Origin of the sequence: Rhodococcus sp. ARC_M5, from assembly GCF_022810405.1 — a bacterium.
GTDB classification, from domain to species: domain Bacteria; phylum Actinomycetota; class Actinomycetes; order Mycobacteriales; family Mycobacteriaceae; genus Rhodococcoides; species Rhodococcoides navarretei.
In genome coordinates this window covers 60,721-75,339 of sequence record NZ_JALGQE010000004.1, presented here as the reverse complement: position 1 = coordinate 75,339, position 14,619 = coordinate 60,721, and the positions used below count along the sequence as shown (strand labels likewise).

Here is a 14,619-nt window from a genome sequence, read left to right as displayed (position 1 = left end):
GCATCAGCGGTCGAACACCGCCCGAATTGCCGTCGAATCGGGCACGGACTGGCAGGCCAATCGGACGCCGTGCTTCAGTTCGTGCTCGTCGAGAGTCTCGTTCGCGAGCATCGTCACGGCGCCTTCGGTGAGCGTGTACGCGCAACCGCCGCAGGTTCCTTCGCGGCACACGTACGGCGCGTCGAGACCCAACTCGAGGAGCCTGTCGAGCAGTTTGGTGGCCGCATTCCAGGCGAACTCGGTCTCCATTCCGTCGATCTCGACCTGAGCGGTGACGGAGTTCGCATCCGGTTCCTCGGACGCCTGCGCGTCGCCGGCCCGGAACGGATTGGCGTCGAAGGAGGAGAACACCTCTCGATGTGTTCTGCGCGCCGTCGTACCGGTGCGGGCGAGCCACTCCTCGGCAACGTTCATGTACTGCGGAGGGCCGCACAGGAAGGCCTCGCACTCGGCCGGAACTGGTGCATCCAGCGAGGCCAGTCCGGCAGCGGTGGGTAGCCCCGAGTCCGAGGTGTACCAGTGGTGAACGTCGAGACGATCGGGAAAACGAGACTGCAGTTCGGTCAGTTGCTCTCCGAAAATCACCGAGTCGCGGCTCTGGTTGGCGTAGACGAGGGTGATCCGATTGTCGTGCCGCAACAGAGCGGTTTTGATGATCGACATGATCGGGGTGATGCCGCTGCCGGCGGCCATGAGGACGAAATCCACGTCCCAGCTCTCGGGTCCGAACATGCCCGACGGTTTCAGCGCTTTGAGTCGCATCCCACGAACAGCGTTGTCGTGCAACCAGTGTGATGCAAGGCCGTCGTGGATTCGCTTGACGGTCACGGTGGGGAACGGGTCCCGTGCCGGGGAGCTGGAGAAGGAGTAGCAGCGAGCCACCGAGCCGCCGTCGGCGCAGGGAATCTCCAGGGTGAGAAATTGCCCCGGCTCGTACCGAAACTGAGCTTCTCGATGCTCGGGGACCGCGAATCCGAGGGAGACCGCATCCTCGGTTTCGTGGGTCACCTCGGCGATCTCCAACTCGAAGATCCTGTCCTCGGGACCGGTGGCAGACGTATCGGGGTCCGCCGATGGTGCGCTCCTGAACATCGTCACGTGTGCTCGCTCCTTTGCGCTCATGGTGCTGGTCGTCACTGTTACACACTTTGCCACTAATTAATAGGCCATTGACAAATGGCGAATAGCAGGTGAAGGTGACGAGGTGACTTCGACCACCAAGGACGACTACCTGCCGCACGGTGCATTCAGTGCCGGGAGTCGTCGAACCCGTCTGGCTGCCTTGATGACTCGGCTGATGCTGCGTCCCATCACGAACATGCTCCCGACCTCCCGCGGCGGCATCGAGTTCTCCCGACGCCTCGTCGCCACCTCGATGAACCTGTTCGGTCCGGTCCCGAAGGGAACGACAGTGGACCTGGTGGCCGACGGCCCGGTGCGCGGCGAGTGGGTGCGAGCACCCGGCGTGTCCCCGGGGCCACGCGTGATCCTCTACATCCACGGCAGCGCCTACGTGATCTGCTCGGCGCGTACACATCGTGGTCTGACCGCGAGGTTGTCCAGGTCGACGAGTCTGCCGGTGTTCACGGTGGACTACCGGCTGGCCCCGGAACACCCGTTCCCCGCCGCGGCCGACGACCTCGAAGCCGCGTACCGCTGGCTGCTCGGCCAGGGGTACGACGCATCGAGCATCGTCATCGCCGGGGACTCTGCCGGCGGCCACCTGGCCGCCGACCTGATCATCGAGAACGACCGAACCGGGACGCCGCAACCGGGAGCGATGGTGCTGTTCTCGCCGTTGATCGACCTCGACTTCGAGCTCTCTGCGCGGATGGAACGCACGCGCAAGGATCCGATGATCTCGGCGAAGGCAGCGCGAGGACTGGTCTCGCTGTACACCGACGGCCACGATGCGAATCTCCCGCGTCTCCGGCTCGATCTCGGACGTGTGCGGGAGCTTCCATCGACGCTGATCCAGGTGGGCGGAGCCGAGATGCTCCGGGGCGATGCGCGACACCTGCACTCCATGATCGACGCGGCCGGCGGAGAGAGCGAACTCGAAATCTGGCCCGATCAGATGCACGTGTTCCAAGCTCTCCCGAGGTTGATACCCGAGGCCGAGCATGCACTCGAGCATGCAGCCGAGTTCATCGGCTATGCGCTCGACAGCCAAGTTGTACAGGATGATTCGAAGGAACAGGTGAGCTGATGAGAACCAAGGCCGGAAAACCCTCGTACGGGTCGAGAGCGGTAGTGACCGGTGCAGGCAGCGGCATCGGGCGGGCGTTCGCACTCGAACTGGCTCGACGTGGAGGCGTCGTCATGTGTGCCGACATCTCGCTACCGAGGGCGCAGGAGACGGTGGCGATGGTGCAGGCACTGGGCGCGACCGGATACGCCGTCGAATGCGATGTCTCGATACGGGAGAACGTCGAAGAACTGGCGCTGCGTGCCGGCATCGAATTCGACGGACCCACCACGGTGCTCATCAACAACGCAGGCGTCGGCATCGGCGGAAAGCCCGTCGGCAACGTCGGTTTCGAGGACTGGAACTGGGCCTTGGGAATCAACCTCTGGGGCGTGATCCACGGGTGCGAGGTGTTCACGCCTGGGCTTCGGGCCGCCGGGGAGGGCGGGATCATCAACGTCGCGTCCGCCGCCGGCTTCGCTGCTGCGCCGCTGATGGGTCCGTACAACGTCGGCAAGGCCGCAGTGATGAGCCTGTCGGAAACGATGGCGGCGGAATTCTCGGGTACCGGTGTGCGGGTGTCGGTTCTGTGCCCCACGTTCGTCAAGACCAACGTTGCCGTCGACGGCCGGATCACCGCGAGTTCGTCCCGGCTGGCCGAGTTCGCGATGCGCTGGACCGGGCGTTCGCCCGACAAGATCGCTGCCCGAACGCTCGATGCCTTCGACCGGGGCCGGCTCTACGTCGTACCCCAGTTCGACGCCAAAGCCGTCTGGCGGTTCAAGAGACTGCTACCCGCCGTGTACGTGCGTTTTCTCGGGTTGCTCAACCGTGTGATGCCCGCCGAGCAGCAGCCGGCGAAAGACCAATCCCTTACCTCGACAACTACAGGAGCCTGACATGGCAATGGATTTCGAAGACATGTTGACCAAGATCAAGGACCGTCAGTGGGCATTGGCGGACATCGATTGGGACGGGCCGGGTGCCGAGACCATCAGCCCCGAGCTGCACGCCAAACTCAAGCCTTTCATGTCCGATCTGATGTGGATCGAGAATGTGGGCGCTCGGGGCTTCGCGGCGATGGCGCTCAAGGCTCCGAACGAGACGCTGGCCGAGATCTATCGCTACTTCCACGCCGAGGAGCAGAAGCACGCCAATGCCGAGCTTGCGCTCATGCGGCGTTGGGGCATGCTCGACGGCGACGAGATGCCCGAGCCGAACATCAACGTCAAGCTCGTCATCGACTGGCTCGACAAGCATTCCGACGGGCTCTCCCTGACCGTGCTGGGCACCGTCATCCCGATGCTCGAGGTGGCGCTGGACGGCGCGCTCGTGAAGTTCATCATGGACGAGATCGACGATCCGGTGTGTCAGGCAGTGTTCAAGAAGATCAACTCCGACGAATCTCGCCATCTGGCGGTCGATTTCGCGGTCATCGAATTGCTCGGGCATTCCCGGATGCGCAAGCTGGTGGTCGAGACCATCGGGGCTTGGATGAACCCGGCCCTCATCGTCGGATTGCTGCGTTACATCCCGCTGCTGAACAAGATGCGCGACAACATCGTCGAGATGGGTGTCGACGAGGAACGGCTCTACACCGCGATGAAGCGATTCCGCAGTGTGGGGGAGCGTAGCCCCGAGGCGCTCCGCGTGCCGATGTATCGATTCGTGCAGTGGCACAGCAGTATCGTCATCAACCGCAAGCACCCATACCATCGCCTTGCGGACGGCCTGGTGAGGCTCACTCGCCGGTACCCGGCCAAGACTCTCAATTCCGAACCCACCTGGGCCAAGGAACTGACCTACGAGCCCGTCGCATGAGCGAGTTCGACGTGCGCGAAGGGGTACTCGACGCGGTGATCGTCGGTGCGGGATTCGCCGGAATCGGTACCGCTATCCGACTGCGCAACAGTGGAATCGAGAACTTCGCCATCCTCGAACGCGGCAGTGCCGTCGGCGGAACCTGGCGCGACAACACGTACCCGGGCGCAGCCTGCGACATACCCTCGCGGTTGTATTCGTACAGTTTCGCGCCCAATCCCAACTGGTCGCACACCTACTCCGGTAGCGGTGAGATTCTCGACTACATCCACACGATGGTGGGTGAGTTCGACATAGAATCGCGTATTCGATTCGGACACAATGTCGTCGACATCATCTGGAACGAGGCGGCCGGGCATTGGCACGTGAGCATCGACGGGCGTCCCGATGTTCGGGCGCGCACGGTGGTGATGGCGTCGGGCCCACTGGCCAATGCGAGCCTGCCCAACATTCGCGGCATCGACACCTACGAGGGGCACAAGATCCACAGTGCTCGGTGGGATCACGACTACGACTTCGAGGGTAAGAAGGTCGCGGTCGTGGGAACCGGGGCGAGCGCGGTACAGATCGTGCCCGAACTGGTGAAGATCGCCGATACGGTCAAGGTGTTCCAACGTACCCCGGGTTGGACGCTGCCCAGACTGAATCGAAAGGTGCAGGCAGGCACCAAGCGTCGTTATGCTCGATACCCGCAGACGCAGACCCTGGCGCGTTCGCTGTGGTTCTGGGGGCACGAGTCCGTTGCCCTCGGTGTCGTGTGGAAGACCCCGTTGACGCGCATCGTCGAACTGGCCGGGCGGGCGCATCTGCGTCAGCAGGTTCGTGATCCGTGGCTGCGGCGACAGCTGACACCTCGGTTCCGGGCCGGGTGCAAACGACTGTTGATGACCAGCGACTACTACCCGGCTCTACAGAAGCCCAACTGCACGTTGGTGACCTGGCCGATCGCGACGCTCTCGCCCAAGGGCATTCGAACCGTGGAAGGCATCGAGCATCAGTTCGACGCCATCGTGTTCGCCACCGGGTTCGACGTGTCCAACACCGGGACCCCCATTCCGATCACCGGACGCGACAGCCGCGTGCTGGCCGACGAATGGAGCGCGGGAGCCAAGGCGTACAAGAGCATTGCGGTATCGGGCTATCCGAACATGTACTTCACCTTCGGTCCCAACTCCGGTCCGGGGCACAGTTCGGCGTTGGTGTACATGGAGGCGCAGATCGACTACATCGTCGAGGCGATCTCTCTGGTACTCGACGGAGATCTGCACAGTGCCGACGTACGCCAGGACGTCCAGGATGCCTACAACGAGGACATGCAGCGCAAACTGGCGAAGACGACCTGGAATTCCGGTTGCAGCAGTTGGTATCTCACCGAGGACGGCTTCAACGCCACCATGTTCCCCGGTTTCGCCACCCAGTACGTCAACCAACTCCGAGGTGTCGAACAGGGCGACTTCACCATGGTTCCGCGCCGCGTCGAGCTGCCGCGGGAACCCGCACGGGCCGTCGCCCACTCCTGAATCGCTCGACAGCATGCTTGTCGATGCGACGACGTTCGGGTTCGGGTCCCCCTTCCGCCGCGTGGTCGACGTATATCCTGAGGGTCGACGCGCGGCGGAGGTAGGGAGCTCGGTGGAGTATCGAATCGACGACTTGGCCCGAGAGGCCAAGACGACCACTCGCAACGTGCGGGCGTACCAGGAACGCGGGCTGCTGCCGCCGCCCACGCTCCGAGGGCGAGTCGGTATCTACAACGACGGTCACCTGACACGGTTGAAGGTGATCGACTCGCTGCTCCAGCGGGGTTTCACCTCGGCGCACATCGCGGACTTCCTCTCGGGCTGGGAGCAGGGCAAAGGCCTGGAAGAAATCCTGGGCTTGCAGGAAATCGTGACTCGCAAGTGGTCGTCGGCCGAGACCACGGTCATTCCCGTCGAATTGATCGCTCAATTTCTCGGTGAGGACAACGACGCCATCGTTGCCCGACTCATCGAAGTGAAACTGATCAGGATCGACGGTGACCAGTGCGAGATTCTCGATCCGACACTTCTCGAGGTCTTCGTCGATCTGAGCCAGTACGGCTTCACGTTGGAGCAGCTGCTCGACCAGCACGAGAGGACCGCGTCGAAGATGAACGCGATCGCCGAGTCGATGGTGGGGAGCGTGACCGACCACCTGATCGCGCAACACGGTCCGGGTTGGCTCCCCAAGTCGGGAGAGGTGGCCGAAACAACCGAGATGTTCGAGAAGATGCGCAGCCTGGCGATGAAATCTGCGCAGGCAGAGCTGGCCCGCGCCCTCGATCGGGTCCAGGAACAGGCACTGAGTGACTATCTGTCACAGACGTTGTCGAGGCAGAACGAGTAGTCGCGGTTTGAAGACTGCGACAATCGGACATACCTGACTCTCGACAGCCGAACGGCGGCTGACCGCCTAAGGGGGCACCATGAGGTTCGTAACACTGATCGTTCTCGTCTGGCTGATCGTCGGCGCATTCGCGTCGTACCAGCGTGGATATTTCGAGAGCGCTCCGGAGAACTGCGGCGGAGCTGGCACCATCGCTCTCACTGTCGTCGCAGGACCGCTCAACTACTTCGGCGTCAACCCCGAGGTCACGGACTGCAACGTCAACGTGCCTCAGCCGAGTGAGTGATACGAGTCTCTGACCGCGCGCCCGCAGTGCACCTTCCCTAACCTGGTGAGGTGTTCCGTGGACGCTTGTTGCTGTTTCTCGCCTTCGCGATCCCTGTTGTCCTGGTCTCGCTCATCGGCGTCGGCGGCTACGTCGCGTTCACCAAGGCTCGCGTCGATCCGCTGACTTCGGCCGACGCCATCGTCGTACTGGGTGGTGAGCACGACGGCCGCGAGGCCTACGGAATCTCGCTCGCCGAGCAAGGTCTCGCGAACACGGTTGTGCTCTCCGATCCCTACGGATCCGCCGACCCGACGATGAAAAAGGCATGCGCGACGTCCTCACCGCAGTTCGAGGTTCTCTGCATTCCGCCGGTGCCCTCGACCACACGGGGAGAGGCGATCTTCACCCAGGAACTCGCCCGCGAACGCGGATGGAACCACGTCATCGTCGTCACGTGGCGTTACCACCTACCCCGCGCCCGGTACATCTTCGACCAATGCTTCGACGGCACCGTCACCATGCGTCCGACGCCACGGGCCTACGACTTCTCCCTCGTCGAGTGGGAATTCACGTATCTCTATCAAATCGCGGGATTCGTCAAGGCCGGAGTGCAGGGGCCGTGCGACGACTCGGCGAGCGACTGACGGAGCCGAGTCAGAAAATCTTGTGATAGAGCGTGATGCCGGACTTCCACGCCAGGAATCCGAACATCACCGCAGCGATACCACCCACCATGTTCGCAGTGAAGAACGTTGCAGCGCTGCGGTACTGCTGCTTGCGGGTGAGCCGAAGCGTAGCCAGTACCACCGTGGCCAACGGAGCCACCGACGCCAGAAATCCGATGCCCACGAGCGAACGAAACCGGTCCGGTGGATCGAGAGCGAACACCAATCCCAATGCCGCACACGCCACCAGATTGAGTGCGGACAACCGTCGCCTGGACCTGATCGCGTACGAGAACACGAACTGCCCGAGCGCAGCGAGCCCGCCTCCGGCGGCCACCAGGAGCATGGTCGTCATCGGATGCTGCTCGGCCTCGGCTTGGTGATCGCGGCTCCGAGCGCCATCGCGATCAGGGCCACGACCGGAGTCCCCAGCAGATACAGCACCGAATTCCACGCCCCGCGATGCGTCACCGCCTGAAACGCGTACAGGCCGAACGTGGTGAAACCGCACGCCAGGCCGAATACTCCTGCACGAGCAACCGGAGCCGGTCGGCCCCAGAGGTAGCCGAGCGCCGCCCCGACGACGAGACATCCGAACACGTTGACTCCGAACGTGCTCATCAACTGCCACCTCGGCGTCGCCCGCCACGTCCAGACCTCGTATCGCAGCGCCGCACCGACCGCGCCGCCGACCGTGACCGCGACGTACTCGCCGACCGAACGACGGCGGTCCGCGTCTTGCAGTCCTTCGATCATCGAAGCGAGCCTAATGGGAGTGCGGCAACTCGGCTGAGCGGAAGAAAGTCGGCCAAGGTGGGCCGGGGTAAAGTCTTCGTGTGACTGCGGACGATATGGGCCCTAGGCCCCAGCACTTCGATGTGATGGTGGAATGGCGTGATCAGGACGTAGTTCTGGCCGTGTCCGGTGAATTGGATCTCGTGACGGCTCCTGATCTGTCCGAGTCCGTTGCGCTCGTGCTCGAGAAGTCGCCGACGGCGGTGGTGATCGATCTCAGTGATGTGGGATTTCTCGCGTCCGCCGGAATGTCTCTGTTGGCGTCGACGCATCAGCAACTGGGTGGATCGGCCGGGTTTGCGGTGGTCGCGGACGGTCCGGCGACCGGTCGTCCCCTCACTCTCGTCGGTCTGGACGAGGTCTTCGGGATCTATGCTTCGGTAGACGAAGCATTCGTTGCGCTTCATGCGGGTAGATCCTGAACTTTTGGGTAGACGGGATTCATGATGGCGACTCTCTCCGGGGGTGACGACTCACGTACCGACAGTTCGATCTCGACGGCAGGTGCGCGAATGGAAGAACTGCTGTTCACCGACGAGCCCGCCGACGCGGATCGAGCGTCGGAACTTCGTCGTGAGCTCGGTGATTGGCTGAACGGGGTGGGCATCGACGCCGATCGTGCGTACGACGTTGTGCTGGCCACCTACGAGGCCATAGCGAACAGCGTCGAGCACGCATATCGCGATCACACCGACCGCGGAACTCTCGACATTCGGGTGTCGTGTGCCGCAGAGGGGCGAATCGACGTGCGTGTGACCGATCGCGGGGATTGGGCATCGCACAACTCCGATCCCAATCGCGGGCGTGGTGTGCCGCTGATGCGGGCGCTTGCCGACAGCGCCGCAGTCACCTCGGACCAGAACGGTACGACCGTGCACATGATCTGGGACGCGGTCTAGGCCGACCGCCCTGACCTCCCTTTCCGGCACACTGGTGCCATGGTCGACGTGCAGCTCGCTACGGCGGAGAAGAAGAAGATAACTGTCCCGAATCTGCGGGTGCTGTGGCAGTTCGTTCGGCCGCATCGTCGGACACTGTCGCTGGGCATGACACTCGGCCTGATCGGAACCGGAGCCGCTCTGGCGACGCCGATGGTCGCCAAAGGAGTGCTCGACGGCCTCGGCACCGACGCGTCCCTGATACAGCCGGTGCTGATTCTGGTGGGTCTGCTGGTGGTGGGATCGCTGGTTCTGTATCTGCAGTGGATCGTGCTGGGAGTGTTGGCCGAACGCGTGGTGCTGGACGCCCGCAAAACCATCGTGCGCAAGTACTTCGGTGCCACGGTGGGAAGTCTGGGCACTCGTCCCACCGGAGAACTCGTCACTCGGGTCACCTCCGACACCGTTCTGCTGCGCGAGGCCACGTCGAATGCGTTGGTGGCCATCGTCAACAGTGTCGTCGGCCTCGTCGGTGCACTGATTCTCATGGCCGTGCTCGATCTGGTGCTGCTCGGCGCGATCGCCTCGGCGATCATTGCGATCGCGGTGTTGTTCGCGCGTCTGATGCCTCCTATCGCCGTCGCCCAGCGGCAATCCCAGGAAGCGGTGGGCCGCCTCGGCGGAATTCTCGACGGCACTCTGCGGGCGATCCGTACCGTCAAGTCCAGCAGAGCCGAGGCCCGCGAATCGGAGCGAGTCATCTCCGAGGCGCGCATCTCCGCCCAGCACAGCGTGCGGGCGGTCAAGATCTCCGCGCTGGCATGGACGTTCGCCGGGGGTGGAGTGCAGCTGGCGATCATCGGAATCCTGGGTCTCGGCGGATACCGTGTCAGCACCGGGGCGCTGGCCGTGTCGAGTCTGATCGCTTTTCTGCTGTACGCATTCCAGGTGATGGGGCCGGTGTCCACGCTGGCCACGAACATCACCGCGTTGCAGGCCGGCATGGCCGCAGCTGCTCGTATCCGCCAGATCGACGACCTGGTCACCGAAAAGGGTGAGACGGGTTCTGCGCAGTCGGTGAGGACCGACGCGACTGCCCCGGCTCTCGAATTCCGCAGCGTCACAGCCCGATACGCACCGGGTAGGGAGCCGGCCGTGCGCGGTATCGATTTCCAGGTGCCTGCGCGTGGGCACACCGCGATCGTCGGGCCGTCGGGCGCAGGCAAGACCAGTGTCTTCTCGCTGATCCTGCGTTTCCTGACGCCGGAGGCCGGCGAGATCAGGCTCGGCGGAACCCCGTACGACGAGCTGACGATCGACGAGGTGCGAGCCCGGTTGTCGTACGTGGAGCAGGAGACGCCGGTGATCCCCGGCTCGGTCCGTGAGAACCTGCTCTTCAGCCACCCCGAGGCCAGCGAGGCCGACATCTGGGCGGCGCTCGAGTCCGTTCGACTCGATTCGACCATCCGTGCGCTCGACGAGGGACTCGACACCGACCTGATCGGATCGACCATATCCGGTGGGCAACGGCAACGAATTGCGTTGGCCAGAGCCATCGTTCGGCGCCCACAGATTCTGCTGCTGGACGAGGCGACAGCTCAGGTCGACGGCCGTACGGAGGCGGCCATCCACGAGGTGATCCGATCGATCGCGTCCGACGCCGCCGTCGTGACCATCGCGCACCGGTTGTCCACCGTGCTCGACGCCGACACCATCCTGGTGATGGAGGACGGAGTGGTCCGCGCCAGGGGCACCCACGAGGAACTCATCGAGACCGACTCGCTCTACCGAGAGCTGGTGGCCGCGTTGAGAATCGGCGACAACACAGCGTTGAGCACACCCAGCTGAGCAGGCCCGGAGCCTACCGCCCCGAGTCGGACTCGTCCTCGGACTCGGTGGTGGTGCTCTCCTCGTCGGACTCGTCCTCGGACGTGGTGGTCGTCCGGTCCGAGGACGGGGTGCGGCGCGGGCTTCGAGTTGTCGTCTCGGATCGATCCGGCGTGGTCGTGGTGGGGCGAGCGGTGGTGGGCGGTGCCACCTGCCAGGTGGGGGAGGGCGGCACGATGACGATCGTCGAACTCGGCGTCATCTCTACCGAACTGAGCTCGTCCGATCTCAGAGCCGGTGGACGCACCGTCTCACTCGTGTCGTCGAACGCGCCACCGAGCGCACCGATGGTCAATCCGACAGCGACGGCCACTCCAGCGCTCGCTACTGCTGCCAACGCGATGACCTTGTCGCGCATGCACAGACCCTAACGCCGTGGCCGAACCCGGATGGTCGGCAATGATGCGAGAACGTTACCTCAGCGAGGGACGCGGTGAGGGATGGGCGTTCACTGCGGTGACAACCGCAGAACAGCGGGCAGCGTCTCCGCGATCAGCTCCCCGGCATGCTCGTAGACCGACGGATCGCGGCGGTACGGATCGCCGATGTCGAGTGTGTCGATTCGATGTACGGCCCGCGCGTCGGCGAGTGCCGCAACGGAGTGCGCACCGGACGCGGCGGCCAGGCCGGATGCCTCGAGCAGTGTGAAGGTGCGACGCATCTGCCGCGGCGCGAGTGCCAGAACGGCGTCACGGTGTGCTGCGGTCATCGTCAGTACCAGGTCGGCGTCGGCGGCGATGGTAGGCGTGAGGCGTCGGGCGACGAAACCGTCGGGATCGCCGCCGAGCTGCATCAGCACCGTCGCTGCCGTCGGGTCCATGGGGTGTCCGGTCAAGCCCTGCGTTCCCGCGCTGGACGCGGTCAGCTCGAATCCGCCCTCGTGAGCGAACGCGGCCGCGAGGCGCTCGGCTGTGGGCGATCGGCAGATGTTCCCGGTGCAGACGAACAGAACGCGCATGATCGCAACTGTAGTGGTGTGGTCGGGTGCCGCACCGTGCTCCGAGGGACGCGCTACAGTGAGCCATTGGCAGGGGGGATCGAGACCGGTTCGTGACATCGAGTCTCGGCGTGTGTTCACGGGGAAGTCGACCGAAGGCGGGTAATGACCGAAGTTCTCGGTGTGTCGGTGGGGGCCAGCGCAGTGCGCATGGCCCGTCCCGACGCGCGCCCTCAGAATTCGGGTCGCCTCGATTTTCACCACGACACCGTCGATGCCTACTGGGATCGCGCCGAGGAATTGGCCGCCGAGTCGATCGGGGTCGTGCTCTCGCAGCCCGGTGACGGTGGGCCGGTGCAGGCGACCGGCGTTGCGTACCGAGACCAGCAGCAGTTCGGTGAGATTCAGCAGGCGATGGCGAGCCAGCGGCTCTACAACTATCGACTGGTTCCCGAGGCGCGTGCGGCATTGCAGTACCTGGAGGCCTCGGGTGAGCTGGGACATTTCGGCACCATTGCTCTCTACGATCTCGGCAGCTCCGGGCTGACGATCAGCGTGATCGACCGCGGCACCGGGCAGGTTCTGCTCGCCGAACGCACCATCGACATCAGCGGTGACGACTTCGATCGGCTCATCTCGGACAACCAGCTCGCCAAGCAGGGCGTCGACATTGCCGACAACCAAGAACTGAGTGCATTCACCGCGCGGTGCCGCGTGGCCAAGGAGCAGCTCTCGACCAGCGGTGCCGTGTGCCTGCCCGGCGACGGCGGCGTGATCCTGATCTCGCGCGAGGCATTCGAATCTCTGGTGACCGTTCCGATCGAGTACTCGGCGCGGTTGGTGCGTGACGTGATCGGTCGTTCACCCAAGCACGTCGACGCGCTTTTCCTCATCGGCGGCGGCGCACGCATTCCGCTGGTGGAATCGATTCTCGGTGCGTGGATCGGTCTCCCGGTCGTCACGCCGGCAGACCCGGAATCGGTGGCTGCCCGCGGGGCGGCACTTCTGGCGACTCCCGTGGCCGACGCACCGCGTCGACCGGCACCGCAGTCCGGGATTCGGCAGTCTCCCTCCGATCCAGCGTCTCTGACCGGAGCTCCGGATTGGTTGAGTCCCGAGCCGGCTGCCGACAAGCCCGCCGACTCCAAGCGCAAAGTGCGTGGAGCGGTACTCGTCGCGGGTGGTCTCGTTGCCGTCGCGGCTCTGGGATTGTCTCTCGGGTACGGCGGTGGTTCGACCGAACCGACGAGCGCTCCAGCGGAAACGACTGCTCCGATCACGGCGGTGCCCACCACGCCGAGAACGACGGTCCCGCCCACCACTGCGCCGCCGACCACCACCGTGCCGCCCACAACCGAGGCCGCGCAGGCTCCGGCGCGCACCTACTCCGAGCCCGAGTACGTTCCGCCTGCTGCGCCCGCACCTGCTCCGCCGCCGCCGCTGATCCCCGGCCTTCCGCAGATTCAGCTGCCGCAGATCCAGTTGCCGCCGCCACCGGTCATCCAGTTGCCGCGTTTCTAGCCCGCTTTCGGCTCAGGGCAGCTGGACCTCGGCGAGAACCGCCAGGTGATCACTCTCGGGGATTGCGAGTGGCTGGACCGACAGGGCACTGACGTTCTCGCTCGTCACCACATGATCCAGGCGTGCGAGCGGGCGCTCCGAAGGGAACGTGCGGAACAGGCCCGCGCCTGCTGCGTCGGCCGCGTCGGAGAACGGCGACGAGGCCAGGGTGCGGAACTGCCGGTGATCATTGGTGGCGTTGAAATCGCCCGCCACGATGACGGTGCCCTGGTAGCTCTCCATGATCGATCGCATCCTGGCCAGGTCGGCGTCCCATTCGGTGGTGTGTCGCGGCGTGGCAGGCGACATGGCATGGAACGAGACGAGGGTCAGGTCCTGTCCGTCGACGGTGGTGCCGGCCTGCACCGGTACGAAGCCGAAGTTGTCGAGTCGGGTGCCGTCGGTCAGCGGGGTGCGGCTCCACAGCCCGGTGCCGTCGGCCACCGGGAGCGCGGCGGTGAAGGAGAATGGGAGTAGCTCGTCGATGCCCGCTGCCTGCAGATCGGTCACTTCCTCGGGCGTCAATTCCTGGACGGCGAGAATGTCGACGTCGTTGCTGCGCACCGCGTCGACGATGGATGCTGCGTCGGCGTCGCCGTGCGCGACATTGATCGTCAGGACCGACAGTTCCGGTCCGGTGTTGTCCGGACCGTCGGCGAGGAACATCGGGACCTGAACGCCGACGACGGCGACAGTGACCACCACGGCGACGGCAGATCCGAGACGAGAGCGTGCTGCGGCGAACAGGATCACGGCAAGGATCGAGGCGACGCCGAGGTACGGCGCTCCGACGACGAGCGCCACAAAAGTGATCTCGGTCACACCGAACTGGCGGACGGCGAACATTCCGAGAGTGACTGCGACCAGAGTCCAGCCGATGACCAGCGCTGCGCTGCTGACGAAACGGCGCATTGCGCTCGTACCTCCTGTTGCGTGCTCCCGAGTTGGGCATACGTGTGGCGGGTGTTGTCTACACTCGGCATGTGCCCAGCTCAGAGCCTCTGTGTAAGTGCAATCACGACCAAGCTGCGCACCGGCATTACCGGCGTGGAACCGACTGCTCGCTCTGCGATTGCCCGCGATTCCGGGGTCGGATGTCGCAGCTGCTGAAGTGGTGGCCTCGGAAGTAGTTTCCTCGGGCAAAAACAATCTTACCGTCCGATCCAGTGCGAAGAACAAACCGATTCGCTAGGATTGAAACCTGGATACAGGCAATACGGACAAATGCGGCTCGGGGACCGTCCGACATTCGA

At 64.3% G+C, this 14,619-nt stretch carries 17 protein-coding genes; 11 read left to right on the top strand and 6 right to left on the bottom strand.

The window, feature by feature from the left end; translation table 11 throughout:
* Positions 1 to 3: 3 nt before the first annotated feature.
* The gene (locus MTX34_RS07795; RefSeq protein WP_243609210.1) at positions 4 to 1,092 is read right to left on the bottom strand and encodes a ferredoxin--NADP reductase; all 1,089 of its coding nucleotides are present in this window, start codon (positions 1,090 to 1,092) and stop codon (positions 4 to 6) included.
* Between the two features lie 112 nt (positions 1,093 to 1,204).
* On the opposite strand from MTX34_RS07795, the gene MTX34_RS07790 reads away from it, so the two are divergent.
* From MTX34_RS07790 to MTX34_RS07760, 7 genes are all read left to right on the top strand, one after another.
* Positions 1,205 to 2,209 (top strand): alpha/beta hydrolase, encoded by a 1,005-nt coding sequence (locus MTX34_RS07790; RefSeq protein ID WP_308198493.1) that lies wholly within the window; start codon positions 1,205 to 1,207, stop codon positions 2,207 to 2,209.
* Positions 2,209 to 3,087: an SDR family NAD(P)-dependent oxidoreductase gene (locus MTX34_RS07785; RefSeq protein WP_243596751.1), complete on the top strand. Its 879-nt coding sequence runs from the start codon at positions 2,209 to 2,211 to the stop codon at positions 3,085 to 3,087. Before MTX34_RS07790 ends, MTX34_RS07785 begins: the two co-directional genes overlap by 1 nt.
* A gap of 1 nt (position 3,088) precedes the next feature.
* Positions 3,089 to 4,009 (top strand): ferritin-like domain-containing protein, encoded by a 921-nt coding sequence (locus MTX34_RS07780; protein WP_243608998.1) that lies wholly within the window; start codon positions 3,089 to 3,091, stop codon positions 4,007 to 4,009.
* Positions 4,006 to 5,529 carry an NAD(P)/FAD-dependent oxidoreductase gene (locus MTX34_RS07775; RefSeq protein WP_243596749.1) on the top strand — a complete coding sequence of 508 codons (1,524 nt, stop codon included), beginning with the start codon at positions 4,006 to 4,008 and terminating at the stop codon, positions 5,527 to 5,529. Before MTX34_RS07780 ends, MTX34_RS07775 begins: the two co-directional genes overlap by 4 nt.
* Positions 5,530 to 5,641: 112 nt before the next feature.
* Positions 5,642 to 6,376, top strand: coding sequence for a MerR family transcriptional regulator (locus tag MTX34_RS07770; protein WP_243596748.1), 735 nt, complete (start codon positions 5,642 to 5,644; stop codon positions 6,374 to 6,376).
* Positions 6,377 to 6,455: 79 nt separating this feature from the next.
* Positions 6,456 to 6,662, top strand: coding sequence for a hypothetical protein (locus MTX34_RS07765; RefSeq protein ID WP_243596747.1), 207 nt, complete (start codon positions 6,456 to 6,458; stop codon positions 6,660 to 6,662).
* Positions 6,663 to 6,712: 50 nt separating this feature from the next.
* Positions 6,713 to 7,288 (top strand): YdcF family protein, encoded by a 576-nt coding sequence (locus MTX34_RS07760; RefSeq protein WP_243608997.1) that lies wholly within the window; start codon positions 6,713 to 6,715, stop codon positions 7,286 to 7,288.
* Between the two features lie 10 nt (positions 7,289 to 7,298).
* On the opposite strand, the gene MTX34_RS07755 is transcribed toward MTX34_RS07760, so the two are convergent.
* Positions 7,299 to 7,664 (bottom strand): CrcB family protein, encoded by a 366-nt coding sequence (locus MTX34_RS07755; RefSeq protein WP_243596745.1) that lies wholly within the window; start codon positions 7,662 to 7,664, stop codon positions 7,299 to 7,301.
* Complete coding sequence (locus MTX34_RS07750; RefSeq protein WP_243608996.1) at positions 7,661 to 8,065, bottom strand: CrcB family protein; 405 nt, start codon at positions 8,063 to 8,065, stop codon at positions 7,661 to 7,663. Before MTX34_RS07750 ends, MTX34_RS07755 begins: the two co-directional genes overlap by 4 nt.
* Before the next feature lie 80 nt (positions 8,066 to 8,145).
* Here MTX34_RS07750 and MTX34_RS07745 point away from each other — a divergent pair, with 80 nt between their 5' ends.
* From MTX34_RS07745 to MTX34_RS07735, 3 genes are read left to right on the top strand one after another with little or no spacing between them, the layout of a single operon-like run.
* On the top strand, positions 8,146 to 8,526 hold the full coding sequence (locus MTX34_RS07745; RefSeq protein WP_374639089.1) for an STAS domain-containing protein: 381 nt from the start codon (positions 8,146 to 8,148) through the stop codon (positions 8,524 to 8,526).
* Positions 8,527 to 8,547: 21 nt separating this feature from the next.
* Positions 8,548 to 9,003, top strand: coding sequence for an ATP-binding protein (locus MTX34_RS07740; protein WP_243596743.1), 456 nt, complete (start codon positions 8,548 to 8,550; stop codon positions 9,001 to 9,003).
* Between the two features lie 39 nt (positions 9,004 to 9,042).
* Positions 9,043 to 10,830, top strand: coding sequence for an ABC transporter ATP-binding protein (locus MTX34_RS07735; RefSeq protein ID WP_243608995.1), 1,788 nt, complete (start codon positions 9,043 to 9,045; stop codon positions 10,828 to 10,830).
* 13 nt (positions 10,831 to 10,843) lie between these two features.
* Here the strand turns inward: MTX34_RS07735 and MTX34_RS07730 are convergent, their stop codons facing one another.
* Both MTX34_RS07730 and MTX34_RS07725 read right to left on the bottom strand, forming a co-directional pair.
* Positions 10,844 to 11,227, bottom strand: a complete 384-nt coding sequence (locus tag MTX34_RS07730) for a hypothetical protein (RefSeq protein ID WP_243596741.1) — start codon at positions 11,225 to 11,227, stop codon at positions 10,844 to 10,846.
* A 90-nt stretch (positions 11,228 to 11,317) separates the two neighbouring features.
* Positions 11,318 to 11,827, bottom strand: coding sequence for a low molecular weight phosphatase family protein (locus MTX34_RS07725; protein ID WP_243596740.1), 510 nt, complete (start codon positions 11,825 to 11,827; stop codon positions 11,318 to 11,320).
* A gap of 144 nt (positions 11,828 to 11,971) precedes the next feature.
* Here MTX34_RS07725 and MTX34_RS07720 point away from each other — a divergent pair, with 144 nt between their 5' ends.
* Positions 11,972 to 13,327: an Hsp70 family protein gene (locus MTX34_RS07720; RefSeq protein ID WP_243596739.1), complete on the top strand. Its 1,356-nt coding sequence runs from the start codon at positions 11,972 to 11,974 to the stop codon at positions 13,325 to 13,327.
* 12 nt (positions 13,328 to 13,339) lie between these two features.
* Here MTX34_RS07720 and MTX34_RS07715 read toward each other — a convergent pair whose 3' ends face one another.
* Entirely contained in the window at positions 13,340 to 14,278 is a 939-nt protein-coding gene (locus MTX34_RS07715) for an endonuclease/exonuclease/phosphatase family protein (protein WP_243608994.1), read from the bottom strand.
* Positions 14,279 to 14,619: the final 341 nt, after the last annotated feature.